Origin of the sequence: Phocaeicola sp. RTP21359st1_B8_RTP21360_211022 (genome assembly GCF_040911965.1) — a bacterium.
Classification (GTDB): Bacteria; Bacteroidota; Bacteroidia; order Bacteroidales; family Bacteroidaceae; genus Phocaeicola; species Phocaeicola vulgatus.
In genome coordinates, this window is sequence record NZ_JBDFXP010000040.1 from 1 (window position 1) to 24198 (window position 24198).

Sequence of the window (24198 nt, forward strand, 5' to 3'; positions counted from 1 at the left end):
TTTAACTCCATAAGCTATGAATTTGGAAACAAAGATAACAATTTATAAATTTACCCCTCAGCTTTTTACATTGACCCATGAATACAGGTGGTTTGAACATCATTATGTAAATTGATTGAGCAGTATATGGCTAATGAGAAATATGGGAACAGATTTGTTTATAAAGGCCCATGCAGTATATTCATACGCTAAAGTATCGGCACTTACACGAATTGCATCTGCATTGCTGCTTTCTATAACGATTTTCCTTGGTTGGATTGATGTGTACATCCGATAATGAAAAGACAGGAGAAATATGAAAACGTTATTTTCATAATCTCAAATTATATGTGAAGAAACAATGTCTTTAGAAAAGTAATAAAAAGTGCAATCCATCAATAATCAGAATTGCACTTTTATTTTCCACTAATTTATATTCTTAATTTTCTTTTTTGAGGGATATCCAAAGATACAAAAACTAACTGATTAGCAATAATTTAACTTGAATAGGTTGTATAATTTTGTACTATTGAAAGAATATCCCTAAACATATTGGATTTACTGGGTACAGATATAGAGAAAGTCCTTATTTTTTGATAATCAGTCAGAAGCTTCTTTATTAATTGGTGCAAAAATGCCAAGTACACACATTACAACTCCAGTTCAACCACAAATATCCATTTCCCTATTTTTAAATTCCCAGACACAGCCAGATCAATAGCCGCTTCGTTATTTTTTGTCTTGTCAGTCAAGCCGACACATAAGGTATACTTTCCCTGCAATTCTGCCGGAATATTAAACCGACTCAAATAATTGTATGATATTCCCTTCAACCATTCGGAAGGTTCTGCTTCCGGTTCTGTATAAAGAAATACAATTTCCTTTTTTTCATTCATCAAAACAAAACTAACCTGATATTTATAATTCCAATTGGGATGATTATTAGGCAATACACCCACACCATAGTTTTTCCATGAATGAAACAAAGTCAACGTTTTGTGGTCTTGCTCCACCTTTATATAGTCCGGATAAAGACGATAACCGCCTAAAGTTATAAAACGCTGAACTTGGTCCGGCAGCTCTTCTATCCAGAATTTGCACTGTAAAGGCATACGCAAATCCAGCGTGTTACAATGGCTGTCCAAAGCATCAGTCACAGAAACGGTAAAAGCTTCTTTGAAATCGTTCATGGCAAAACGTTTGTCTCCTTGGAAATGCTTGTATTTTGAGTTATCACCATCTTGTGCGTTAAACCACCAGCATCCCTCACCAATAAGAGCTCTTTTTGGGAAAAGTTCGTCATGCACCATCGCACGTTCTTCATTAGAAAACCAAAAACTGCCTATACCATCCCTGCGAGGAAGAAACCCCAGCTTGTCATATACTAGCGGCTTGGAAAACCTGTAGTCGCTCTGCGAAAGATTCATTACCGTAAGCACTTTTTTGAAGTGTCTTGCATACGATTCGGTTATCTGTCGGATAACGCTTTCCAGATTATCTTGCTTTTCGAGTACCAGTCCATGTCCTTCTCCCCATCTTCCCAATCCATATGCATCAATATAATCTACCTCATCCGGATTGTCATATTCCTTTGCAAAAGCCTCTATGAACTTGTCCAGCTTTTCAAGGAATACTGGATTATCATAATAAGGCTGGGTTTTGCCTTCATCGTCTATTGGGCTTTCTGTGGCTCCGGCTTCGTACACATAGGACGGTACTCCGTCTACACCATGAAAGAACACCCTGAAGGCCAGTTTAAGCCCTTTGTCTTTGGCTTTTTGTATATACCATTTATACCGTTCATTGTAAATCCATGCATATTTGCCCTCCTCGGGTTCCAAATCTTTCCACAGCATTCTGATGTACAGAATATTGGAATAATCAGCTGCTTTGCATTCTTCCATCTGTTTCCAAAAAACTTCGGGAGTATAGATGTTGCTTTTATTGTGGCGTGTTCCCTGAAAAGATCAGCCTTCTTCGTACATCATCCATCCCATGGCAGGATTTTTCAGTACGGTGGTCAAATCCGGGCTATAGTTTACCCATTTGTTCATTTGGGCTTGAAGTGAGGCGGATCCCAATAGGTGCATGCTGCACAAAAGGATTGCGGTTAGGCGTAAAATGGAAATACTTTTCATGGTTAGAATTAATATTATTAAAAATGTATTTTATAAAATCATTACAAAAGGTTTTTGATAAAAAAATAATCTGAGTCATTGCATGAGAGTTAATGAAACGATATACTTTTATGTCCATTGCTAAGACATTTTTTCTTCTCTAGATCCTAATATTGAAAGATACCGCTTTCGTTACTTGCTAAAACTTCAGTTGAATTACCTTGATAAATGTTTATATTAATTATTAAAAGTAAAGTAATTAGAATTGCAATCGTTTTCATGTGTCATTATATTTAAAGTTTATATATAAGCAAATTTAAGGAATAATCTGTTACGTTGTTTTCAGTAATAGGACTTTAACTAAATTTCTTTTAGTTTTTTTTGACAACCTCAATAACATACTCTTTCGGATTGGCTATCAGTCATGCGTCTTTCTTTTGTTCTTTCAGAATGTTTGTGTCAATGACCCTGTATTACAATATTGTTTTAAATGTGTTGTATGTTGGTCTATATATAGTTTATTCTGTGCATTTTTTATGCATAAGATTTTTCTTTAAAATATTTGTTATAGCTTTGCTATCACAAATAACTGAATGTGTTTTTATTTTTAGATTCATTAAACTGGGATGTTGTAAGGCATCTTGATAAGTAAAGCAGTTTGTATTGAAAAAGGCAGGATTGGTGAATCCCGTCTTTTTATGTATCTTTTTGTTATAAGAATAGCCTCTGCTTGTAAAGGTAGAGGCTATTCTTTATTCAAAGAGACGCAAAATATATTATTTCAGTATTTCACCTTTTTCATTGAAGAACACCGTACTTTCAGTTCCTTCCTTGTCTGTCAGAACAACCTGATAGGTCTTGCTGCCATCCTCTGCCGCTTCCACCGCCGCTTCCTTGACGGTTGATTCCGCAAAATTTTTGGCGATTGCTTCCGTTACCGCTGCCGGAAGGTCTTTCACTTCAATAGGGGTGAAGTCATTTACTGCCATGACTGTTTCAACACCTGAGGTCAAATTTTCGGCAAATGCCACTGTTGTTCCTAATCCTATTACCAATGCTACTGCAACAAAAGATTTTTTCATAATCTTATATTTTTAATGGTTATTGTTTTACGATAATGATAGGACAATTTTTATGCCAAAAGAATAACTAATCTGATTATCAGTTGGTTAATATTTTACTAATTATATGTGAAATGGAAAAAATCCTCATATAGTGTGGGATGATGTGGAAATGTTCCACATTGATACCTTTCTTCCATTAATCTTTTCGCACCTTTGCGGAAAAATGGATAAAATCAGATACCGTCTTGTATATAACCGCCAGAACACACTTAACAGGCAGGGCACGGCTCTTGTATAGGTTGAAGCCTATTTGAACCAAAGGAAAATCTACCTGAAGACCAATGTTTACCTCAAACCGGAGTGCTGGAGCCGTGAGGGGGCACAAGTCATTAACCACCACCAATCTAACGAACTCAACGCAATGCTCTATGAATACATCCTGTATCTGCAAGGCATAGAATTGGGGTATTGGAAGCGCGGAATACCTGCCACACTCTCACTGCTGAAGGATGCTGTCAAGAAGAAAAGTGCCGTGAATATCAGCTTCTCCACTTTCGCCAAATCAGCCATTGACAATTCGGACAAGAAGCAGTCCACCAAGGACAACCTGCACTCTACACTGGCGGTCTTGAATGACTTCCGTTCCGGATTGGACTTCAAGGATATTACCTATACATTCCTTCGTGATTTTGAGCAATACTTAAGGGAAAAGGGCAATGCGGACAATACGATAGCCAAGCACATGAAACAGCTCCGTATCTTGGTCAATGAGGTAATCAACCAGGGATATATGCACGCGGATGCTTATCCGTTCAGAAATTAGAGATGGTTTTACCGTTTAGATCCAATACAAGTTCCTTCCCTTTTGCCACCTCAACCGGTTTCTCCAGAATAATGTCATCAGACAATATAAAGCTACCTCCGTTCTGGGCGGCTTCATCAAGAGCACCCGCACCAAAGAATTTCACGATACGGGAAACTGAAATTTCCTGCCCGTTGTTATCTATAAGAGTCACTTTCAGAACGGCCTTTTCTCCACTTATTCCTTTCTTGTTGATTTTGACTGTCGTTCCGGTACATTTCCCATCCGTAAATACAGGTTCCTTAATTTCCACATCCTTATTTTCAGCACGGGGCACAATCTCTATATCTGTAGTACCGTCCTCGCTTCTCAATTCCGCAACCAAAGCCTTATAATTTTCTGTTGTCAAACCAATAAATTCAATATCAATTGTATTACTAACGGAAGTTACCGAGAAAATATCGCAACCATCCTTGAACTTGACAGATAATATTTTGGTACGTGGTACGGTCAGCTTGGTCTTTCCGTCAGCCAGAGTGAATATGACATTATCAGGATCACTTGTGTAGTCCACTCCGTTTTCCGCAAATACCGCATCACCTCTGTCGCCTTTCTCCCCGGTCGCCTTAATCCCTGTCGATTTCCAGTTTTTGCCGCCATCCGTTGAGATTTCCCATTCATTTGTCGTGGCGTTGATTTGAACTTGGGGGGCAATGGCATCGTCCCCTTTGGCTCCTTGCGCCTTTATTTTTGTATCAGTCATACCTATCCACCAATTACCGTTCTCGCCGATATGAGGTGTGATGCCGTCAGATTTACTTTATGATGTAAGAAAAATCATACTATCCCTTCTCATTTGGAGAATCCATATATCCCGATTTACAAGACGAACATAACGCTTTTTAAACTAATGTTATCAGATATTTATTAAATAATTGGTGCAAAATTAACTAAAAAATGATGCTGGCCTGTAATATAATTTTTTACATTCCAGACCGATTCAATATATTTATATTCTTCTTTGGTAAATCGTTTTTTATTCTTATTTTGCAGAGTCTTTTTTATTGACATATCGTGACAATGGATTTTAGTGTTTTGGCAGCGATGGTGCAAGCGGATAGGATTTTTAAGTGTGTATTTTATAATCAATCAGATAAACAATAGGCAGAATGGAATTAAATGACTGGTTGGCTATAACTGGGGCTTTAAGGGATTGGAAGCTGTCCGCTGGGATTCATATTCTGTGTAAACCGCAAAACGCACGGAAGGAGAATGCGTCTGCCGATTCGGTGGAGAATGAGAACGAGCGGAAGCAGGTTGACTGGTTGGAAAAGCGTATAGTCCAGTGTACTGCCAAGAGTGTAGAAAGGACAGCACTCGTAAGTCGGTCAACATCGTATATGGCTCTATCATCTCTTTGAATGAACTGATTGCAACCAATGGCAACTACGTGATTAATTTTCGGATTTATGGTACAAGAAAACCGTCTGACAGCCCGACCAGGAAAGTTTTGTTACTGGCTGACGGTCACGTAGAAGGTGATTTCAGCAAGAATAGAAAGAAGGAAACTACAACCAAAGACTGTACGGAGGTGAAAGCCGACAAGGAAACCACTTCCGATATCCATGAGGAAAAACGGTCAGAATCATAAAGGATAAAAAAGAATCCACTTTGCTTAAACAAAAAGACTTTACCTGTGTTTGTGTAACTGTTTTGTTTGTCGTTGTGCTGATAGTAAAACATTGGCGCAACAGACAATCTTCATCATAAGACTTTAAATTTATAAATTGGACTGCCCCGGCTCGTGATGAGTCGGGGTATTTGTTTAAATACAATTTCCCAATTGGATTACACAATCAACTGAAGAAAATAGAATTTTATGTATTTTTGCCTTGTATTGTGGGGTAGAAGCCAATCTCATAACAAAAATTACTCCTTGTTTTGGGGATCTATTGTAATACGCAATAATGTGACAAAAAATATTTTTAGAAATAGGCAAATCCTTTTGAACAAATTCGTCATTGTTTTGTTCTTGAAGAATAAAGTAGATTGTCAAAACGTAACTAATCTGAACCGTTCCGGCTTGTGATAAGTGGGAGCGGTTTTATTTCAACAATATTTTTGTTAAAAGATAGCGCGTGAATTATATGTTCTTTTATTTTTGTACACAGTTGACATGAATTTATGTATCATGGTGAAAAAGAAATCTTATTCCGAAGAGAAATTAAATGAAATGATCGTATGGCTCAATAATCATGCCAATGAACTTCCTAAGGAAATGCAGATAAATAAATTCGCTTTCACACCAAATTTGAAACTTACTGTTGAAAGTTGCATCATGCAGGCTAAACAATGTTTGGGTAACTATAAGATGGCTGGAGCTTTTAGACTGCTCCAACAAATCGGAGAGAACCTTGAAAACAATAAATGATATTCTTCTATTATTTAGTAAGTAAATCAAGATGTTTCTTTCATCGACAAAAATATGAAAGTATGCAATGTGTGTGCAACTTAAAAAGCCAATATGTATAAATGATTAGTTTTTCAGTGCTTTTTTATTTTTCTTCACTTTCCAATTCTTTTATCTCTTTATTGAGGAATACGGATAGGATGGTTCTTAAAACAACAATACCTCCCAATAGGGCCAATTCATTCAAAGTGGGCTCCAATACTGTTTTCAAAATATCCGAAGCTATCAGAAATTCTAAGCCAAGAAGCAGATAAGTTCCGAATGTAGCTCTTAATTTTCGTATATTGGTAATGGAATACCCTCCGGTAAAACGTCGTATTTCATTCTTCAAAAAAGAGATGATACCTATCAACGCTCCGTATGTGACAATCAAAAGGCTTGTCACACTTATAACAGCTGCTAATAAATCCAAGAAATGAGTAAGCATATTTATTTGTCTTTATGAATAGAACAAATAAATAAGCGATATGTTCTTACATCATGATAACTCTATCTTGACAATTCCTCCATAAGGAGTGAGTGCGCCAAACGCCTCTTCGGGTTTAATGATACCTGCATAAATCTGTGCGTTCAGTAAAATGCCGCCATGAGCAAAGATCGCGACTTGTTCATACGGTTTTTGGCGAAGTTCGTCTAGAAAATCGGCAACACGCCGGTATTGATCTTCAAAGGACTCTCCATTGGTCGCTTTTACATGCAGATAATCTGCATACCATCTTTCCAGATTAGCGTCGGCAATTTCATCGAACCGATGCATTTCCCAATCTCCGAAATTTAGTTCCTTTAGGCGGTCGTCCCGTTCTGCATCCGGGTAGCCGCAAAAGGTAGCCAGGCGTACACAACGGGTTAACGGGCTGGTATAAACCTTATCAAAAGATAAGCCTTGTAAATGGGCTGCCGTTTGAGTTGCCTCCATTTCAAAAGTCGGCTTTAAGGGTACATCCGTCTGTCCGTAACAAACGCCTTGCGGAACATCAACAGCAGTATGACGCATGAAGTATATTACCATAGATTTGTATAGATTAAGTTTATAGTCAGATAAAAAGAAAACTCACATAATAGGAAAGTCGCTCCGCAACAATCACCGGTATATCCTTGCAGGCGTCTGCGCATGAGTGACATTAAAAGGATGAACATCATAGCAGGAGCGATGGCTGCCCACCAGTATCCTTTATCCAGTAATAAAAGCATAGGTAGGGCTCCGGCCATAAAAGCGGATAATAAAACACCTGGGCTCATACGGTCATATATGACTTTTGCTTTCGATTCTTCTTCTTTACGGGCGTATGGAAGCGTGTTGATGATTTGTGCGGCACAAAACTTGCTCCAGGCATCTCCGCTTAATATGGCCGCACATGCCAAGGGTACAGAAAGTGTGGTGAGTATATTCCACATCAATCCATAATAGAATAATAATCCGAGCACTCCGTATGTGCCGATATGTGAATCCTTCATGATGGACAGAATCTTGTCACGTGATGTACCGCCCCCGAAGCCATCGCAGAAGTCTGCCAATCCATCTTCGTGTAAAGCACCTGTTACTAATAACCGGGCAGCCAACGCCATGAGCACAGCTATTTGTACAGGCAGAAATTCTGCTGTGATCCATAGAGTGCCTGCCATGATACCTCCTGTCAGCCATCCAACAAAGGGCCAGTAGTCCACTACTCGTTTAAAGTAAACAGGTGGTACGTCAGCTATTTTCCAAAACGGAAGGCGTGTGAAAAAAATGAGGGAGGCAAGCAGTTTCATGGTTAAAAATATTTAGTGATGGAGGCATGGGCGAAATTGTCCATCTCATTCATCATGTTTACAGAGGAAACAACGATGGGATAAGCGCATATCGCTCCTGTTCCTTCTCCCAAGCGCAGACCTAAATTTAATAAAGGGCGTACTTTCATGGCGTCCAATACTAGTTTATGACCGGTTTCATCTCCCTGATGTCCGAATATGGCATACGACAAAACTTCCGGATGAAGTTTTGAGGCGGCCAGTATGCAGTTGGTCATGATGAAGCCGTCTACCAGAATAATCATTCTTAATTCTGCCGCCCGGAGCATGCCGCCTATTGCCATAACCATTTCATATCCTCCGAACCAGGCGATGATATCTTTTGCAGAACCGTCACCGGCATAATGGTCAACCGATTGTTTCAATACATTGTATTTATGGCGGATGCCTTCTGAATCCAGTCCGCTTCCCGCACCTACACATTGCTCTAATGAAATACCTGTCAGCAAATGCATCCAGACAGAGGAAGGGGAGGTGTTGCCAATACCCATTTCGCCAAAACTGACCACATTGCAGCCGTCAGCATGAATCATATCCGTTATCTTTGCTCCACGTTCCAGGCATAATTCCATTTCTTCCATACTCATTGCAGGACCTTTTAGAAAACTGTGCGTGCCACGTCCTACGCTACAGTTGATAATGCCTTTCTCGTAAGGAAGATCGTAATCGACTCCTGAGTCTACTAATACAAGCTTAAAACCATGTTGGCGGCATAAAAAATTAACTCCGGCACCTCCATGTAAAAAATTACTTAGTTGTTGCCAAGTGATTTCTTTGGGAGACTTGCTTACCCCTTCTTCTACTATACCATGATCGGCTGCAAAAAGTACGTTGTGCGGATGGCTTAATGTAGGGGAGAGGGTTTGTTGGATTAATCCGATTTGCAATGCAAGGTCTTCCAGAACGCCCAATGAACCTTTGGGCTTTGTCAAATTGTTGATTTTGTCTATCAATGCCTCCCGAAGACCTTCATCGGGATACTCAATATGAAAGTTTTTCATTGTATTTATTATTTTATAGGAACAGGAATTCCCGATACCATCAAATATACTTGGTCTGCTTTTGAAGCTATATATTGATTCATCCAGCCCTGTAAATCTGTAAAGCGGCGTTGGATGGCGTTTTCGGATACTGCTCCGGAACCTATTTCATTGGTTACGAAAATAAAAGTGGCATCTTGCCGGATAAAATTATCAAACTCCTGTTTGACAGCCTGCAATGCAGCCTCTACATCCGCATCCAAATCAAAGAAAAAGTTGGTACACCATAAGGTGACACAGTCAATCAATACTACATTATCCTTTACTTGATGGCGGCTCAGTTCTTTTTCTTCTTCTATATTCGTCCATTCCGGTCCGCGCCTTTCTTGATGTTTGATAACGCGTTGGCGGAATTCTTCATCCCAAATACGGGAAGTAGCTATATAAACGGGAGTGGGTGATAAGCTTAATGCCAATTTCTCCGCGTATGAACTTTTTCCCGAACGTTGGCCTCCTGTGATTAAGATAATACGTCTCATTGTCTTACTTCTCGGTGGCACGCAGAATCAACGTAGTCGCACCTAATGTGATGATAGCGCCTTCCTCGATCCGTATCCGGTCCTTGTTCCCCAAAATCTCGTTCATCAGAAATGTTCCTGTAATGCTGTCATTATCACGCAGGGTATAAATGACTTCCCCTTGTTTGTTGCGTTTCACATTAATGATACAATGCCTTCTGTCCATGCTCGGATCTGATGTTTCGATGGGAATGTCCACTTCAGTGCCTTTGCTTCTGCGTCCTATCAGGTTGTCACCTTCCATCAGGGGTAATACTTGTTTGTATCCGAATACATTTTCTACTACCACGATACTTCCAAAATCCTCTTTATTGGCTTGTTCGTCCAATATTTCTTCTTTACGGGTTGCTTTCAGTTTGGATTTTCCGATACGGATACTGAATTGTTTTTTACAATGGTCGCATACAAAGACCAACGACTGGCCTTCTGTATATTTGGTTTCATCAAAAGTTATATAGTTGTCACATTTGGGACACAAAACTCTTTTCATAAAAAATAATCTTGTTTATTTGGAACTCAATATCCATGCATTCTTGAATGCATCATTTTGTTTCAGTTCATTTAATTTTTTATAAGCAGCGGCTTTATCTGCAAAGTTGCACAAAGACAGGCGATAACGTCCGTTACCTTCTATGATTGTTACCTCCTTGTATCCTTTTTGCTTGTACTCATTAAGTACTTGCTGTGCGTCATTGGCTGTCGGTAAACTGGATACGATGATATAATACTTATTTTTTTTACTGCTCGAAGGTGTTGCTGTTTCTTTCTTCTCAAGGGCAGGTTTACTTACAGTAACAGGCTTGGCAACTGGCTGTTCTGTGCTGTTCAATTTTGCTGCAACAGTATTCTTGGGCACTGCTTCTTGTGCTTTTCCTACCTTTTCTACTTTTACAGTTACAGGTTTCAACGTGTTTTGATTATTTTTGATATTCGTCTTCTTGGGTTGCTGCGGTCTGGAAGGAACGGTTACCAAGGTCGTTGCCAAAGATTGGGAACGAATGGCGTCAAACAGACCATCCGTACCTAAAGAAGCATAATTACCTTTGTCCACATATGTGTTCTCTACCGGAACAGACAAGAAGAAAAATAAGACTACAGCTATAGCCACAGCTACTGCATTTCCTATCCACTGACGTTTGAAACGTACAGTTCTCTTCCTTTTTTCTTGTCGGGGAAGTAATTCTCTGGTTGCTGCAGATGTTGTTGAAGTAAGATATTCTAATCTGTTGATGGAAAACGAACTAAGCCCGTATAGGGTAGGTGATAATGCACCGTCCTCATTGGGATGGAACTCGTATGTGCTATGAATATTATAATGTAAGACCCCTATGCCATGCATTTCTGTACATCCATTTTGGTATAGTTGTTCTTTCAATCCGGCTACCTCTTCTTCTATCATGCGTGTGGCATCAGGAAAATCGGTGTGATGGGCTTGCATATACGATTGAACTAATAAACCATCGTTTATAGTCAATTGGGGATTGAAACCAATAGTACGTACAGGGGGAAGATAAAGATTTTCTTCCTTGATATACCGTGCCGGTTGATAGTGCGCTATAAAACCGCCAAAGTCTGGAATAATCACACAGTCATTTTCCAGTAACAGAATTTCTATATGTCTAGCCAATTCAATCATATCGCAAAATTAGCATTTTTATTCCGTTTCAGCGCAACTTTTATGGAAGAAAATAACAACTCACTCATAATTTATTGTAATTTTGCAGCGAAAAAGTTAGACTAACGAATTAAATAAAATGAATATAGCGATTGTAGGAACCGGGTATGTAGGACTTGTTACCGGAACATGTTTTGCCGAAACTGGCGTAGACGTAACTTGTGTAGATGTAAATGCGGATAAGATTGCTAATCTGCAACAGGGTATTATTCCTATTTATGAACCGGGATTGGAAGATATGGTCTTGCGTAATGTAAAGGCTGGACGTCTTCATTTCACCACCTCTTTAGAGAGTTGTCTGGACAATGTGGATATTGTGTTCAGTGCTGTGGGCACTCCTCCCGATGAAGACGGAAGTGCCGATTTGCGTTATGTGCTTGAAGTTGCCAAGACGATTGGTGCTAATATGAAGAAATACACCTTGGTCGTGACCAAGAGTACGGTGCCCGTGGGTACGGCCCGGAAAGTAAAAGCGGCTATCCGGGAGGAATTGGAGAAAAGAGGGGAGTCGATAGATTTCGATGTGGCTTCTAATCCGGAATTCTTGAAAGAAGGTAATGCTATCGATGACTTTATGAGTCCGGACCGTGTGGTAGTGGGCGTAGAGTCGGAAAGGGCTAAAAAACTGATGACCAAGCTTTATAAACCTTTCATGCTGGTTAACTTCCGCGTTATCTTCATGGATATTCCTTCTGCCGAGATGACCAAGTATGCGGCAAACTCCATGTTGGCCACCCGTATCAGCTTTATGAACGATATTGCCAACTTGTGCGAACTGGTGGGAGCTGATGTAAATATGGTACGTGACGGAATAGGTTCCGACAGTCGTATCGGGCGTAAGTTCTTGTATCCGGGATGCGGTTATGGTGGATCTTGTTTCCCGAAAGATGTGAAGGCGTTGATTAAGACTGCCGAGCAGAATGGTTATTCCATGCAGGTGTTGAAAGCGGTGGAAGATGTGAACGAGAATCAGAAAGGCATTTTGTTCGAGAAACTGGTAAAAGTATTCAATGGAGATTTGAAAGGCAAAACAGTGGCTTTGTGGGGACTTGCATTCAAGCCCGGTACGGACGATATGCGTGAGGCTCCGGCTTTGGTACTTATTGAGAAATTGAAACAGTCGGGTTGCAATGTCCGCGCATACGATCCTGCTGCTATGGATGAGTCCCGCCGCCGGATAGGAGAGTCGGTTTATTATGCGCACGATATGTATGATGCGGCTCTTGATGCGGATGCGTTGATTCTGGTAACCGAGTGGAAAGAGTTCCGTCTTCCTACCTGGGGAGTAATCAAGAAGGCGATGAAGCAGCCTGTAGTGCTTGACGGACGAAATATTTATGATGGTGACGAACTACAGGAAATGGGGTTTGTTTATCATTGCATCGGTCGATAAATAAAAAAATAGAGAGAATAACCATGTACAAACGTTTTTCGATAATAATGTTGGCTGTTGCGCTGTCTTCTTGTGGAACTCCGCAACAAAAAGCATCCGCTCTGGAAGAAAACAAGGAGGCAAAATCTTTGTTGGAAGGTATATGGTTGGACGATAATACGGAAACGGCATTACTGAGGGTGAAAGGCGATACCCTGTTTTATGCAGATGCCGCTACGGCTCCCGTTGCTTTTAAAATTATAGGCGATTCGTTGATTACGTATGGTGCACGGACTAATGGTTATAAGATTGAGAAGCAGGGGGAGCATATTTTTTGGTTTCATTCGGCTGTGGGAGATGTGATACGCCTGCATAAGTCTGATGCGGAGAATGATTTTCTGGCATTTATCCATACTCGGGAAATCCCTGTTTATAACGAAGTTATTAAGAAAGATTCGGTGGTGACATACGATAATGTCCGTTATCGCGGATATGTGTACATTAACCCGTCAAAGATTAAAGTAATGCGTCCGGGAGTTTCGGAGGAAGGACTTGGGGTGGATAATGTATATTATGACAATATCATACACATTTGCGTGTATGAAGGCAGGAAGAGTCTTTATGCCAAAGATATCACCAAGCAGATGTTCAAGGGGGTGGTTCCGGATGATTTCTTGCAATGGGCTATATTGTCGGATATGGATTTTATGGGTGTCGATTCGAAAGGGTATCATTATCAGGCCACGGTGTGCATACCTGACGGCGCGTCTTGTTATATGGTCAATATCACTGCCGGCAAGGATGGAGGACTTGCATTCGAGTTGGTAAGGTAGTCGTGGCTATGTCATTTTTTTATTTCGCGATTACTATTTGGTCACTATCATGCTCTATAGAGAATATCCTGAAAAATCCTTCAAAAGCTTCAGCCTGCTCGCAAATGCCCTGCCCATCGGTATTCCGGCTGAAGGATTGGACTTGGGAATTCTTCAGCCGGAGATTGGAATCCTTCAGCCGGATTGGTATTCTTCCGATTCTTGGGGAATTGGTTTTCCTGAAGGATATTTTTCGGCTGAAACATTTCACAATGCATATCCTTCAGCCGGAATGCCGATGGGCAGGGCGTTTGCGGAATGGCTGAAAGATCTGAAGGAAAAATAAGGCGTTTCGGCATGTAGATGCCGTTATGGAAAAAACAACAGGTCAAATTTTAAAAAGCTCTTGTTCTTTCAATGAAAACGTCCTGTTCTTTTTTTTAAAGACCTTGTTCTTTTCTGAAAAGAACAGGACGTTTGAGAGGTTAGTAACGTACATGCCGGAAGGTTAGTAACGTGTCACCCCATACGTTACTAATGTGTGGGGTGTAAGGTTAGTAATGTTACAGGTGAAAGATTATATATCCTACAAGCAATACATATAATGGATGTTTGTGATTGCCTCGCATCTATTTTGCAGATGAGCCATGAAGTGACCCTCTCCATAAAATAAAATTGGAGGAAAACAAGTCCGTCTTCCTCCAATGGTTTTTAGATATCATCTCTTCCGTCTATTCTTTTGGGGTGTTTCTTCTATTATTGGCATTGGGCTTGCCCGTACCGTTCTTTTTCCCCTTATAATTGCCTTGTTTTCTGGAGCCGCCACCTTTGTGATTGCTACGACCGGCGCCACTTCGCGGGTTGTATTCGGGCGCTTCTCCCAATTCCTCGGGAACCGGGATTTTATAGATGTTCCTACCCAGGAAATTTTCAATAGCTTTGAATTGGGTCTGCTCTTTCTCACTGACAAAAGTAATGGCGCAACCATCATGGTTGGCACGAGCTGTACGGCCGATGCGGTGTACATAATCCTCGCTGTCATGTGGAACATCGTAGTTGATTACCAAACGAATATCGTCAATGTCTATTCCTCGCGAAACAATATCGGTAGCAATCAGAATATTGATTCTGCCACTTTTAAATTCACGCATAATCTGTTCCCGTTGGGACTGCTCCAAGTCTGAGTGCATTTCACCTACGTTCAGTTTCATCCGCTTGAATGCTTGTGTCACCTCCTTTACTTTCAATTTGGAAGAGGCAAAGATAATGACACGTTCGGGTGTTTGATCCTGGAAAAGGGATTGAATAATTCCCAATTTCTGGCGTTCATAACAGATATAAGCCGTTTGGATAATCTTTTCCGCAGGTTTTGAAACCGCTAATTTTATTTCTACCGGATTGTTTAAGATCGTTTTTGCCAATTGTTGTATTTTAGCCGGCATAGTGGCCGAGAACATGATGGTCTGACGTTCTTTCGGCAGATATTTCACTATTTGCATAATGTCATCCGAGAATCCCATATCCAGCATACGGTCCGCTTCATCAAGAATAAAGAAAGAAACTTTAGACAAGTCTACGTAACCTAGGCTGAGATGACTTATCAGACGTCCCGGAGTAGCAATGACTACATCGGCCCCCAAAGTTAAACCTTTCTTTTCTTGCTCGAAGCGCACACCATCGTTTCCTCCGTAAACAGCCACGCTGGATGCCGGTAGAAAATAAGAGAAACCTTCCATTTGCTGGTCTATCTGTTGCGCTAATTCGCGTGTGGGTGACATGATCACACAATTGATGGCATCTTCCGGATATCCGCCTTTGCTTAATTGATTAAGAACGGGCAAAAGGTATGCGGCAGTCTTGCCGGTTCCGGTCTGTGCCACTCCGATCAAATCTTTTCCTTCAAGAATGACCGGTATGGTATGTTCTTGTACAGGAGTGCATTCTTCAAATCTCATGGCATCTAATGCCTGAAGCACCCCTTCTTCTAAATTTAGTTCTGAAAATTTCATATATATAGTTACTTCTTTCTTTAGAGTTTGCCGCGTTCTTCCAGGTAAGAGTCCTTGAAGCCCAGGAAATAGAGGACGCCGTCCAATCCGATCGTATTAATGGACTGTTGTGCGTTAGCCACTACTTTGGGTTTTGCATGGAATGCTATACCCAAACCGGCTTCGGACAACATGGGCAAGTCATTCGCTCCGTCTCCTACAGCAATAGTTTGTGCTATGTCCACACGTTCTACTTGAGCGATCAGTTTCAGCAGTTCGGCTTTACGTTTTCCGTCAACTACATCTCCCAGATATCTTCCGGTTAATTTGCCATTTACTATTTCCAGTTCATTGGCATATACGTAATCTATGCCGAATTTATCTTTCAGATAATTGCCGAAATAGGTGAATCCACCGGATAGGATGGCTATTTTGTAACCATATCTTTTCAACACGAACATCAGACGTTCCACACCTTCGGTGATGGGAAGGTTTTCTGCGATTTCTTTCATTACGCTTTCATCCAGTCCTTTCAGCAAAGCCACCCGTTCTGTGAAGCTTTCTATGAAATCAATTTCTCCACGCATGGCGCGTTCTGTGATTTCTCGTACTTGGTCACCCACACCGGCGCGTTCGGCTAATTCATCTATACACTCTGTCTGTATCAATGTGGAATCCATATCAAAACAAATCAAGCGTCGCATACGCCGGTACATATTGTCCAGCTGGAAAGAAAAGTCCATTTCCAGGTCACTGCTCAGTTTCATTAACGCCTGTTGCATCTCTTCCCTTTGGCGGGGGGTGCCACGGACGGAGAATTCGATACAAGCCCGTACATTCGCTTTTCGTTCATCCAATGGAATACGCCCTGTAAGACGTTTGATAGCATCAATATTCAAACCTTGTTCCGCCAATATTCCTGTGACTGCCGCGATTTGTTTGGCTGTCAGCTTGCGTCCCAGTAAAGTCAGGATGTACCGGTTCTTGCCTTGCATGTTTACCCATTCCTCATATTCTTCCACAGTAACGGGATAGAAACGGATATTGATGCCTAATGCGGAAGCTTTAAATAGCAACTCTTTCATGATATTCCCTGAATCTTTTTCCTGGCTTTTGAATAAAATGCCTAATGACAGGGTGCTATGAATATCGGCCTGGCCAATATCCAAAATGGTAACATCATATTTTGACAAAATTTCCGTAATGGAAGCGGTTAATCCCGGCCGGTCAAGACCGGTAATTCTGATTAAAATAAGTTCAGTATTATTATTCATACTTTGTGGTTGCTATTTACAGATTGCAAAAGTACGTAAATAAATCCTTATCAGCTATATTTTCTGCATTCTTTTTTCTCGATGAAAAGGACGATTTTATGCTATATAACATATTTTTTGAGAAAAAATCTTGGAGTTAATTTCAAAACTCCTTACCTTTGCCGCAGATTTCCAATTTAAATGGTATTGATTATCAGTACTAAAGATAATGTTCCGGGTGGAAATCACTGTTTAAGGGCAGTCTCGGATAGTATTAACTAAGATCGAATTACATGATTAAAAATGTAAAGTGGATTTTTGTTGTATTAATTATTAGTTCCTTGATTTCATTCTCTTTTGTAGGGAAAAACACGCCGACAGAAGGCTTGACCATAGGAGACAAGGCTCCTACATTTACTATCTGTGGCGAAAAGCAGTTGATTGACTTGAAGGATTTAAGAGGTAAATATGTACTGCTAAGTTTTTGGGCCAGCTATGATGCTTTGTCAAGGATGCAGAATGCTACTTTGAATCATGCCGTCGCGCAGGCCGACAATGTAGAAATGGTTTCCGTTTCATTTGATGAATACAAGTCGATATTTAACGAGACCATTAAAAAAGACCAGATTTCAACTTCTAATTGTTTTGTGGAATTGGCTGGTGTTTCATCGGATCTATATCAGACTTATCGCTTGAAAAGAGGCTTTAAGAACTTTTTGTTAGATGAAAATGGTGTTATCGTTGCCAAGGATGTCACCGTATCCGAACTCTCTTCTTATTTGAATTGAGAGAACATTTCCGAAAGGAAGAAAAATACAACAAAAATAATTACCGTGGATTCTCAATGGAATCTGCGGTTTTTTTTGCTATATGGTATTTTATTGACTTACATCATTTACCATTCACAATCAAATGCCTACCTTTACAGCGGATAAATAAAAAGATTATGAAACAGATTAAGAATATTGTGTTTGATTTCGGCGGGGTTGTCATTGGCCTTGATCGTGAACAGGCTGTAAAGGCATTTGAGCGGATAGGAGTGAGGGAAGCGGACAGTTTATTAGGGAAATACCACCAGCAGGGGATTTTTCAGGAAGTAGAAAATGGAAACATAGATGCTGAGACTTTTCGCTGTGAGTTGAGTAAAATCTGCGGGAAAGAATTGACTTATCAAGACGTGGAAAATGGGTGGAAAGGATTTGTTACGGACGTGCCGCAATATAAATTGGATTACCTGAATGAGCTTCGTAAGAAGTACAAGGTATATATATTGAGCAACACCAATCCTTATGTGATGGGATGGGCGAGGAGCAATGCATTTACTTCTGCGGGAAAGCCATTGGACGCTTATGTTGACAAGATTTATACTTCCTACGAAGCCGGTTCCACCAAGCCGGATCCTGGCATCTTTAACTATATGATCAAAGATAGTAAACTGAATCCGGCTGAAACAATATTTGTAGATGACGGTGCGGCCAATATTGTTATTGGTAAAGAACTGGGCTTTATTACGATGCAACCGGAGAACGGCGAGGATTGGCGTCAAAAACTAGAAAAGCTCCTATGATTATTTAGGAGCTTTTCTGTATAAATAGATAGCAATAAATGTGTAAAGTATATTAGGAATCCATACCGCTATAATAGGAGGGGTGTTTCCGTTGACAGCAAAGGTTGCTGACACTGTTTGGAACAAAATGTATGAAAAACTAAGTGCTAACCCTACTCCTAAATGCAGTCCCATTCCTCCTTTCATTTTTCTGGATGATAAGGAAACACCAATGGTTGTCAAGATAAAAGCGGCAAAGGACATGGCTATACGTTGGTAATATTCAATTTCAAATTCCTTTATGTTGGCGAACCCACGTCTTTTCTGCTTGTCTATATATTCTTTCAGTTCAGGGCTTGTCATGGTTTGTTGCTGCCCTTTCATAATCAGAAAATCTTGAGGCTCCATTTTAATGATCGTATCCAAACGGTCACCCCGAGTGATTTTCTCACGCATACCTTCCATCTCACGTATCATATAGTTCTTGATTGTCCATTTGTGTACAGATGCTGTATCATAAGTGACACTTCGGGCAGTAAGGTGGGCAACCAGTTTCTTGTCATCAAACTTGTCTAAAGAGAAACGGTATCCCGTTTTATTATAATTTTCATAACGTTCTATGTAGGCAATGACCCCGCTGTCTACTTCCAGTTGCACATTCCGCACATATTCCTGTTTCTTTTTTTTCTTATAACGGTCCTCAAAATCCAAACGGGTTACATTTCCCTTAGGTATGACGTATGCTCCCAGTCCGAAAGTAACAACGGAAATGATTGCGGCCGAAATCATATAGGGCCGCATCATTCGTTTAAAACTCATTCCGGTGGAGAACATGGCAATGATTTCCGAGTTTTCTGCCAGCTTGGAAGTAAAGAAGATAACAGCGATAAAGACAAACAAGGGGCTGAACAGATTGGAGAAGTAGGGGATGAAGTTCATGTAATAATCAAATACAATCGCTTTCAGCGGAGCTTTGTTATTGATGAACCTGTCTATATTTTCGTTCACATCAAATACTACTGCAATGGAGATAATCAATGCAATAGCGAAAAAGTAGGTTCCCAGAAACTTCTTAATGATATATATGTCCAGTCTTTTCACCCATTTATCCAGTTTCAGCCAACTGATATTCGGCTTCCACCATTTTTTATCCTTTGGGGATGAATCTGTGTTTGTCTTGAACCAATTCTTCATTTCTAGTAATTTATAATCTTGTAGATAAGCGTTTTACCATCATTGGTTTCCACGTAGAGAAATCTCCTGCAATGATGTGTTTACGGGCCTCGCCTGCTAGCCACAGATAGAATGCCAAGTTGTGGATAGAAGCGATTTGCATGGCCAGCAGTTCTTGTGCGTGGAACAGATGGCGCAAGTAAGCACGGCTGTACATGGTATCTACATACGATGCTCCTTCGGCCTCGATAGGAGAATAATCATCCTCCCATTTCTTGTTGCGCATGTTCATTATGCCGTTTTTAGTGAATAACATTCCATTGCGTCCGTTCCGGGTCGGCATTACACAATCAAACATATCTACACCGCGTTCTATACCCTCCAGTATATTTACCGGTGTACCGACTCCCATCAGATAGCGGGGCTTGTCTTTGGGTAAGATTTCATTGACAACCTCTATCATTTCGTACATTTTCTCGGTTGGCTCACCTACGGCCAGGCCACCGATGGCATTTCCGTCAGCTCCCTTGGAGGCAATATATTCCGCTGATTGTTTGCGTAAGTCGGGATAGACACAGCCTTGTACTATGGGAAATAATGACTGTTGATAACCATATTTGGGATCGGTTTCGTTGAAATGCTTTATGCAACGGTCCAGCCAACGATGGGTAAGCTGCATTGATTTTTTTGCGTATTCATAATCTGCGGTTCCCGGAGTACATTCGTCAAAAGCCATCATGATATCTGCACCGATAGTCCGTTCTATGTCCATCACCCGTTCAGGAGTGAACAGGTGTTTCGAACCGTCTATATGTGAGCGAAATTCCACACCTTCTTCTCTCATTTTGCGGATACCTGATAAGGAGAATACCTGAAAACCACCACTGTCAGTCAGCATAGGACGGTCAAAGCCGTTGAATTTATGCAGACCTCCGGCACGTTCTATTATATCCAGTCCCGGTCGTAAATACAGGTGGTAAGTGTTGCCCAGGATTATCTGTGCTTTAATGTCCTCTTTCAACTCATGTAAATGCACGCCCTTCACCGTTCCCAATGTGCCTACAGGCATAAAGATGGGGGTTTCTATTTGCCCGTGGTCAGTTGTTATCAATCCGGCACGGGCATTCGATTTGGGGTCTGTATATTGTAAGTCAAAAGTCATATTTATTTCTTTTCTTCTGTTTTTTGATTGGTAATATTAAAATCAATGGCATCGTTTACTTTTTCATTGGTGAGAGCCAAAGCCAATACTTCCTTAATATCCGTGACATAATGGAATGTCAGTCCTTCTAGATACATCGGCTGAATTTCTTCAATGTTCTTGCGGTTTTCCTCACATAAAATGATGTCTTTGATTCCGGCGCGTTTAGCGGCTAGGATCTTTTCTTTGATACCGCCTACGGGCAGGACTTTTCCACGTAATGTGATCTCGCCTGTCATTGCCAGATTTGCTTTCACTTTACGCTGGGTGAGGGCGGATGCCAATGAAGTCACCATGGTGATACCGGCTGACGGACCATCTTTAGGGATGGCTCCTTCAGGTACATGGATGTGGATATTCCAATTGTCAAAGATATCTTCCTGTAAATTCAGCAGTTTGGTATGTGCCTTGAGATATTCCAAAGCCAGCATGGCCGACTCTTTCATTACGTCACCCAAGTTCCCGGTCAATGTCAGTTTACCGCCTTTTCCTTTGCTTAAACTGGTTTCTACAAACAAAATTTCACCTCCGACAGCTGTCCACGCCAGCCCTGTGACAACACCGGCGTATTCATTTCCTTGGTATTTGTCGCGGCTATATTCTGGCGTGCCCAGATATTTGCGTACATCGGCAGGTTTTATTTCATGCATCACTTCATAGCCGTCACGTGCAAATTCCAACGCTATTTTACGCATTACCTTGTTTATCTTCTTCTCAAGTTCGCGCACCCCGCTTTCACGAGTATAATTTTCTACAATACATTCCAAGGCAGCTTTAGAGAACTTCACATATTCTTTTTTAATGCCGTTGGCTTCCAGTTCTTTGGGAACAAGATGCCGGCGGGCTATTTCTACTTTTTCTTCTGTGATATATCCGCTGACCTCTATCAACTCCATACGGTCCAGCAGAGCAGGAGGGATGGTGCTCAAATTGTTTGCCGTAGCGATGAACATTACTTTAGACAAGTCGTAATCTACATCCAAATAGTTATCGTGGAAAGTGTTGTTCTGTTCGGGATCAAGCACTTCCAGCATAGCGGAACTGGGATCTCCGCGGTGGTCACTGCCCAGTTTGTCTATTTCGTCCAAAATGATAACCGGATTAGAGGACTCGGCTTTTATCAAACTTTTGATGATACGGCCCGGCATGGCACCGATATAAGTTTTACGATGGCCACGGATCTCGGCTTCGTCATGCACACCACCCAATGACATACGTACATATTTACGTTTCAATGATGCCGCTATGGAACGTCCTAAAGAAGTTTTACCGACTCCCGGAGGACCATAAAGGCAGATGATGGGTGATTTCATATCACCTTTTAGTTTCAGCACTGCTAAATGTTCAAGGATACGCTCCTTTACTTTCTCTAGTCCGTAGTGGTCTTTGTTCAATGTCTTTTCGGCATTACTTATATTCAGGTTGTCAGTGGTAAAGACATTCCAAGGTAATCCTAACAGGGTTTGCAAATAGGTAAGTTGCACATTGAAATCCGGTGATTGGGAATTTGTCCTTTCCAATTTGGAAACTTCTTTTTCAAAGAGTTCTGCCATTTCCGGACTCCATTTCTTGGTTTTTCCTTTTTGGCGGAGTTCATCTATTTCATCTTCCTGTCCGGCACCCAGTTCATCCTGTATGTTTTTAATTTGTTGCTGCAAGAAATATTCGCGTTGCTGACGGTCAATATCTTCGCGTGTACGCATTTGAATGCTTTGTTTGATATCAGCCAATTGTACTTCACGATTTAAGATCTTGACCAGCATATACAGGCGGCTTTGCAAATCGCCAGCTTTTAGCAATTTTATCTTTTCTTCTACCGGAATAGGGAAGTTTGCACAAATGAAATTTACCAAAATTTCCGGATTGTCCAAGTTCTTGATTGCAAAAACCGTATCCGGACTCATCTTCTCGGAAGCCTCTATGAACTTACTCGTCAAATCCTTGCAGGTGTCAATCAATGCTTTGAATTCGTCCGTTTCCAGTTGGTCATTTGCCTCCGGAATAGGAGTCACCATCCCTTTCAAATATGGAGACGTTTTGGTGATACTGTCCAAATGTACTTTGGGCCCGTTTGACTGCATAATTACTGTGGTATTTCCACCTGGCATTTCGAATACACGGAGAATCTTCCCGATAACTCCTACATGGTACACATCATTAAAACCGGGATCGTCCATATCTCCCTGTATCTGACAAACTACCGCTATGGGAAGTTTTTTCTTGTATGCAGCATTTATCAATTTCAATGTGCTGGGGCGTCCAATGGTCACAGGCATTACTACAGATGGAAACATTACCATGTTGCGTAAAGGCATAACAGGTATTTCTTTATTAAATTCCATAGCAGTTACTTCATCCGGATCCGTTTGGATTTCAGCTAACATAGAGATGTCATCGTTATCAGTATTCAACAAAATATCCTCTTTCTTATTCCTCTTCATAATTTATTCCTCTTGTGTTAAATTGAGCCCAATGCCCAAAACGGGGACAAAGTTAATCATTCCTTGTCGAATAAGGAAAATTCATGGGAACTAATTGAGTTTTAAAAATCAAATATTTCCTAATAATTGGAGTAATTAAATGGATTTTCCTATTTTTGACAGCTAATTTAATAAATATAGTATGCCAAATCCTTATTTTTCTTTTAAGCAATTTACTGTTTATCATGATAGATGTGCCATGAAGGTTGGTACGGACGGAGTTTTATTGGGAGCTTGGGCCGATGTGGTTTCCGCCCGTAATATTTTAGATATTGGTACTGGAACCGGATTGATTTCTTTGATGATGGCACAGCGGTGCAATGCCCGGATAAGAGCGGTTGATATAGATGCGGATGCTGTGGAACAGGCTCGTGGAAATGTGGCGGCATCTCCGTGGCAGGATAGGATAGAAGTGGAGTTGCAGGATATTTGTCATTTTACATCGGAAACACTCTTTGATGTCATTGTTTCCAATCCTCCTTATTTTACCGATTCATTGAAATGCCCTGGGAAACAGCGTAATATCGCCCGACATACAGATTTTCTTGATTTTGACAAATTAGCAGGATCTGTAGCCCGTTTGCTTCATCCCGAAGGCGTTTTTTCTGTGATTATTCCTGCTGATGGTAAAGAATCTTTTTTGATGGCTGCCACTCGTTACGGATTACATCTCTCACATCAGACTTTCATTCATACAAAACCTGGATCGGAGCCCAAACGGGTGCTGCTTGCTTTCAAATTCTCTGTGGATAAGTGTGTTACAGACGATTTGACCATCGAATTATCACGTCATGTGTATAGTGAAGAATATATAGCCTTGACTAAAGAATTCTATCTGAACATGTAGAGAGCGGATTATTCTGAACATCATAAAGAAACTGTTTTTATTTGCAGAGTCTTTACTGATGTTCAGAAAA

23 protein-coding genes and 2 pseudogenes are annotated in these 24198 nt (G+C 40.8%); 9 read left to right on the plus strand and 16 right to left on the minus strand.

All coding sequences use genetic code 11. The annotated features are described in order from the left end of the window. Positions 1-629: 629 nt before the first annotated feature. The 3 genes from AB5062_RS17650 to AB5062_RS17660 form a co-directional block, all read right to left on the minus strand. Positions 630-1883 (minus strand): hypothetical protein, encoded by a 1254-nt coding sequence (locus AB5062_RS17650; RefSeq protein ID WP_008781520.1) that lies wholly within the window; start codon positions 1881-1883, stop codon positions 630-632. Between the two features lie 127 nt (positions 1884-2010). Continuing rightward, the gene (locus tag AB5062_RS17655) at positions 2011-2235 is read right to left on the minus strand and encodes a hypothetical protein (RefSeq protein ID WP_016271276.1); all 225 of its coding nucleotides are present in this window, start codon (positions 2233-2235) and stop codon (positions 2011-2013) included. Between the two features lie 637 nt (positions 2236-2872). Further along, complete coding sequence (locus tag AB5062_RS17660) at positions 2873-3178, minus strand: hypothetical protein (RefSeq protein ID WP_032952857.1); 306 nt, start codon at positions 3176-3178, stop codon at positions 2873-2875. A gap of 205 nt (positions 3179-3383) precedes the next feature. Here AB5062_RS17660 and AB5062_RS17665 point away from each other — a divergent pair. Then, positions 3384-3977: pseudogene (locus AB5062_RS17665) on the plus strand (phage integrase SAM-like domain and Arm DNA-binding domain-containing protein); the annotation flags it as partial. Here AB5062_RS17665 and AB5062_RS17670 read toward each other — a convergent pair. Next, positions 3973-4725, minus strand: coding sequence for a hypothetical protein (locus tag AB5062_RS17670; protein WP_008669163.1), 753 nt, complete (start codon positions 4723-4725; stop codon positions 3973-3975). The pseudogene AB5062_RS17665 and the gene AB5062_RS17670 sit on opposite strands and share 5 nt — an antisense overlap. 603 nt (positions 4726-5328) lie before the next feature. Here AB5062_RS17670 and AB5062_RS17675 point away from each other — a divergent pair. Together AB5062_RS17675 and AB5062_RS17680 are read left to right on the plus strand one after the other, a co-directional pair. After that, positions 5329-5732: pseudogene (locus AB5062_RS17675) on the plus strand (hypothetical protein); the annotation flags it as partial. Between the two features lie 418 nt (positions 5733-6150). Beyond that, on the plus strand, positions 6151-6393 hold the full coding sequence (locus AB5062_RS17680; protein ID WP_085930164.1) for a hypothetical protein: 243 nt from the start codon (positions 6151-6153) through the stop codon (positions 6391-6393). A gap of 124 nt (positions 6394-6517) precedes the next feature. Here AB5062_RS17680 and AB5062_RS17685 read toward each other — a convergent pair whose 3' ends face one another. Genes AB5062_RS17685 through AB5062_RS17715 form a run of 7 tightly spaced genes read right to left on the minus strand, consistent with a single transcriptional unit; the run spans position 6518 to position 11417 of the window. Then, complete coding sequence (locus AB5062_RS17685) at positions 6518-6859, minus strand: DUF1622 domain-containing protein (RefSeq protein WP_005846452.1); 342 nt, start codon at positions 6857-6859, stop codon at positions 6518-6520. A 51-nt stretch (positions 6860-6910) separates the two neighbouring features. Then, complete coding sequence (gene cobC, locus AB5062_RS17690) at positions 6911-7441, minus strand: alpha-ribazole phosphatase (protein ID WP_005846450.1); 531 nt, start codon at positions 7439-7441, stop codon at positions 6911-6913. Continuing rightward, positions 7435-8184, minus strand: a complete 750-nt coding sequence (locus tag AB5062_RS17695) for an adenosylcobinamide-GDP ribazoletransferase (RefSeq protein WP_005846448.1) — start codon at positions 8182-8184, stop codon at positions 7435-7437. The genes cobC and AB5062_RS17695 overlap by 7 nt, the downstream gene beginning before the upstream one ends. A gap of 2 nt (positions 8185-8186) precedes the next feature. Continuing rightward, complete coding sequence (gene cobT, locus AB5062_RS17700) at positions 8187-9224, minus strand: nicotinate-nucleotide--dimethylbenzimidazole phosphoribosyltransferase (protein WP_005846445.1); 1038 nt, start codon at positions 9222-9224, stop codon at positions 8187-8189. Positions 9225-9232: 8 nt separating this feature from the next. Beyond that, positions 9233-9742 (minus strand): bifunctional adenosylcobinamide kinase/adenosylcobinamide-phosphate guanylyltransferase, encoded by a 510-nt coding sequence (cobU, locus tag AB5062_RS17705; RefSeq protein WP_005846444.1) that lies wholly within the window; start codon positions 9740-9742, stop codon positions 9233-9235. 4 nt (positions 9743-9746) lie between these two features. Continuing rightward, positions 9747-10271, minus strand: a complete 525-nt coding sequence (locus AB5062_RS17710) for an FHA domain-containing protein (RefSeq protein ID WP_005846443.1) — start codon at positions 10269-10271, stop codon at positions 9747-9749. Positions 10272-10286: 15 nt separating this feature from the next. Then, the gene (locus AB5062_RS17715; RefSeq protein WP_032952854.1) at positions 10287-11417 is read right to left on the minus strand and encodes an SPOR domain-containing protein; all 1131 of its coding nucleotides are present in this window, start codon (positions 11415-11417) and stop codon (positions 10287-10289) included. 118 nt (positions 11418-11535) lie between these two features. Between AB5062_RS17715 and AB5062_RS17720 the strand changes: the two genes are divergently transcribed. The 3 genes from AB5062_RS17720 to AB5062_RS17730 are packed head-to-tail and all read left to right on the plus strand — an operon-like array spanning position 11536 to position 13986. Continuing rightward, positions 11536-12849 carry a UDP-glucose/GDP-mannose dehydrogenase family protein gene (locus AB5062_RS17720; RefSeq protein ID WP_005846440.1) on the plus strand — a complete coding sequence of 438 codons (1314 nt, stop codon included), beginning with the start codon at positions 11536-11538 and terminating at the stop codon, positions 12847-12849. Positions 12850-12872: 23 nt separating this feature from the next. Then, a complete protein-coding gene (locus AB5062_RS17725; RefSeq protein ID WP_008669171.1) occupies positions 12873-13661 on the plus strand; it encodes a DUF4738 domain-containing protein in 789 nt (262 codons plus the stop codon). A 49-nt stretch (positions 13662-13710) separates the two neighbouring features. Further along, positions 13711-13986, plus strand: coding sequence for a hypothetical protein (locus AB5062_RS17730; protein ID WP_012055566.1), 276 nt, complete (start codon positions 13711-13713; stop codon positions 13984-13986). Positions 13987-14371: 385 nt separating this feature from the next. Here the strand turns inward: AB5062_RS17730 and AB5062_RS17735 are convergent, their stop codons facing one another. Together AB5062_RS17735 and serB are read right to left on the minus strand one after the other, a co-directional pair. Beyond that, positions 14372-15649 carry a DEAD/DEAH box helicase gene (locus tag AB5062_RS17735; protein WP_005853389.1) on the minus strand — a complete coding sequence of 426 codons (1278 nt, stop codon included), beginning with the start codon at positions 15647-15649 and terminating at the stop codon, positions 14372-14374. A 20-nt stretch (positions 15650-15669) separates the two neighbouring features. Further along, the gene (gene serB / locus AB5062_RS17740) at positions 15670-16902 is read right to left on the minus strand and encodes a phosphoserine phosphatase SerB (protein ID WP_005842290.1); all 1233 of its coding nucleotides are present in this window, start codon (positions 16900-16902) and stop codon (positions 15670-15672) included. 272 nt (positions 16903-17174) lie between these two features. On the opposite strand from serB, the gene AB5062_RS17745 reads away from it, so the two are divergent. Next, complete coding sequence (locus tag AB5062_RS17745) at positions 17175-17669, plus strand: thioredoxin family protein (RefSeq protein ID WP_005842288.1); 495 nt, start codon at positions 17175-17177, stop codon at positions 17667-17669. A 158-nt stretch (positions 17670-17827) separates the two neighbouring features. Next, positions 17828-18448 carry an HAD family phosphatase gene (locus tag AB5062_RS17750; RefSeq protein WP_005842285.1) on the plus strand — a complete coding sequence of 207 codons (621 nt, stop codon included), beginning with the start codon at positions 17828-17830 and terminating at the stop codon, positions 18446-18448. On the opposite strand, the gene AB5062_RS17755 is transcribed toward AB5062_RS17750, so the two are convergent. The 3 genes from AB5062_RS17755 to lon are packed head-to-tail and all read right to left on the minus strand — an operon-like array spanning position 18449 to position 23242. Further along, positions 18449-19621, minus strand: a complete 1173-nt coding sequence (locus AB5062_RS17755) for an LptF/LptG family permease (protein WP_005842283.1) — start codon at positions 19619-19621, stop codon at positions 18449-18451. A 10-nt stretch (positions 19622-19631) separates the two neighbouring features. After that, complete coding sequence (gene tgt, locus AB5062_RS17760) at positions 19632-20762, minus strand: tRNA guanosine(34) transglycosylase Tgt (RefSeq protein WP_005842281.1); 1131 nt, start codon at positions 20760-20762, stop codon at positions 19632-19634. A gap of 2 nt (positions 20763-20764) precedes the next feature. Next, positions 20765-23242, minus strand: a complete 2478-nt coding sequence (gene lon, locus AB5062_RS17765; protein WP_005842279.1) for an endopeptidase La — start codon at positions 23240-23242, stop codon at positions 20765-20767. 181 nt (positions 23243-23423) lie between these two features. On the opposite strand from lon, the gene AB5062_RS17770 reads away from it, so the two are divergent. Beyond that, positions 23424-24128 (plus strand): tRNA1(Val) (adenine(37)-N6)-methyltransferase, encoded by a 705-nt coding sequence (locus AB5062_RS17770; RefSeq protein ID WP_032952853.1) that lies wholly within the window; start codon positions 23424-23426, stop codon positions 24126-24128. Positions 24129-24198 lie beyond the last annotated feature (70 nt).

Coding starts and splice junctions, on each gene's coding strand:
- AB5062_RS17770 (WP_032952853.1), top strand. CDS start 23,424: ATGCCAAATCCTTATTTTTCTTTTAAGCAATTTACTGTTTATCATGAT.
- cobU (WP_005846444.1), bottom strand. CDS start 9,742: ATGAGACGTATTATCTTAATCACAGGAGGCCAACGTTCGGGAAAAAGT.
- AB5062_RS17660 (WP_032952857.1), bottom strand. CDS start 3,178: ATGAAAAAATCTTTTGTTGCAGTAGCATTGGTAATAGGATTAGGAACA.
- AB5062_RS17755 (WP_005842283.1), bottom strand. CDS start 19,621: ATGAAGAATTGGTTCAAGACAAACACAGATTCATCCCCAAAGGATAAA.
- AB5062_RS17650 (WP_008781520.1), bottom strand. CDS start 1,883: ATGGAAGAATGCAAAGCAGCTGATTATTCCAATATTCTGTACATCAGA.
- AB5062_RS17655 (WP_016271276.1), bottom strand. CDS start 2,235: ATGGACATAAAAGTATATCGTTTCATTAACTCTCATGCAATGACTCAG.
- cobT (WP_005846445.1), bottom strand. CDS start 9,224: ATGAAAAACTTTCATATTGAGTATCCCGATGAAGGTCTTCGGGAGGCA.
- AB5062_RS17750 (WP_005842285.1), top strand. CDS start 17,828: ATGAAACAGATTAAGAATATTGTGTTTGATTTCGGCGGGGTTGTCATT.
- AB5062_RS17670 (WP_008669163.1), bottom strand. CDS start 4,725: ATGACTGATACAAAAATAAAGGCGCAAGGAGCCAAAGGGGACGATGCC.
- AB5062_RS17745 (WP_005842288.1), top strand. CDS start 17,175: ATGATTAAAAATGTAAAGTGGATTTTTGTTGTATTAATTATTAGTTCC.
- serB (WP_005842290.1), bottom strand. CDS start 16,902: ATGAATAATAATACTGAACTTATTTTAATCAGAATTACCGGTCTTGAC.
- AB5062_RS17710 (WP_005846443.1), bottom strand. CDS start 10,271: ATGAAAAGAGTTTTGTGTCCCAAATGTGACAACTATATAACTTTTGAT.
- AB5062_RS17685 (WP_005846452.1), bottom strand. CDS start 6,859: ATGCTTACTCATTTCTTGGATTTATTAGCAGCTGTTATAAGTGTGACA.
- AB5062_RS17725 (WP_008669171.1), top strand. CDS start 12,873: ATGTACAAACGTTTTTCGATAATAATGTTGGCTGTTGCGCTGTCTTCT.
- AB5062_RS17730 (WP_012055566.1), top strand. CDS start 13,711: ATGCTCTATAGAGAATATCCTGAAAAATCCTTCAAAAGCTTCAGCCTG.
- AB5062_RS17735 (WP_005853389.1), bottom strand. CDS start 15,649: ATGAAATTTTCAGAACTAAATTTAGAAGAAGGGGTGCTTCAGGCATTA.
- tgt (WP_005842281.1), bottom strand. CDS start 20,762: ATGACTTTTGACTTACAATATACAGACCCCAAATCGAATGCCCGTGCC.
- cobC (WP_005846450.1), bottom strand. CDS start 7,441: ATGGTAATATACTTCATGCGTCATACTGCTGTTGATGTTCCGCAAGGC.
- AB5062_RS17720 (WP_005846440.1), top strand. CDS start 11,536: ATGAATATAGCGATTGTAGGAACCGGGTATGTAGGACTTGTTACCGGA.
- lon (WP_005842279.1), bottom strand. CDS start 23,242: ATGAAGAGGAATAAGAAAGAGGATATTTTGTTGAATACTGATAACGAT.
- AB5062_RS17695 (WP_005846448.1), bottom strand. CDS start 8,184: ATGAAACTGCTTGCCTCCCTCATTTTTTTCACACGCCTTCCGTTTTGG.
- AB5062_RS17715 (WP_032952854.1), bottom strand. CDS start 11,417: ATGATTGAATTGGCTAGACATATAGAAATTCTGTTACTGGAAAATGAC.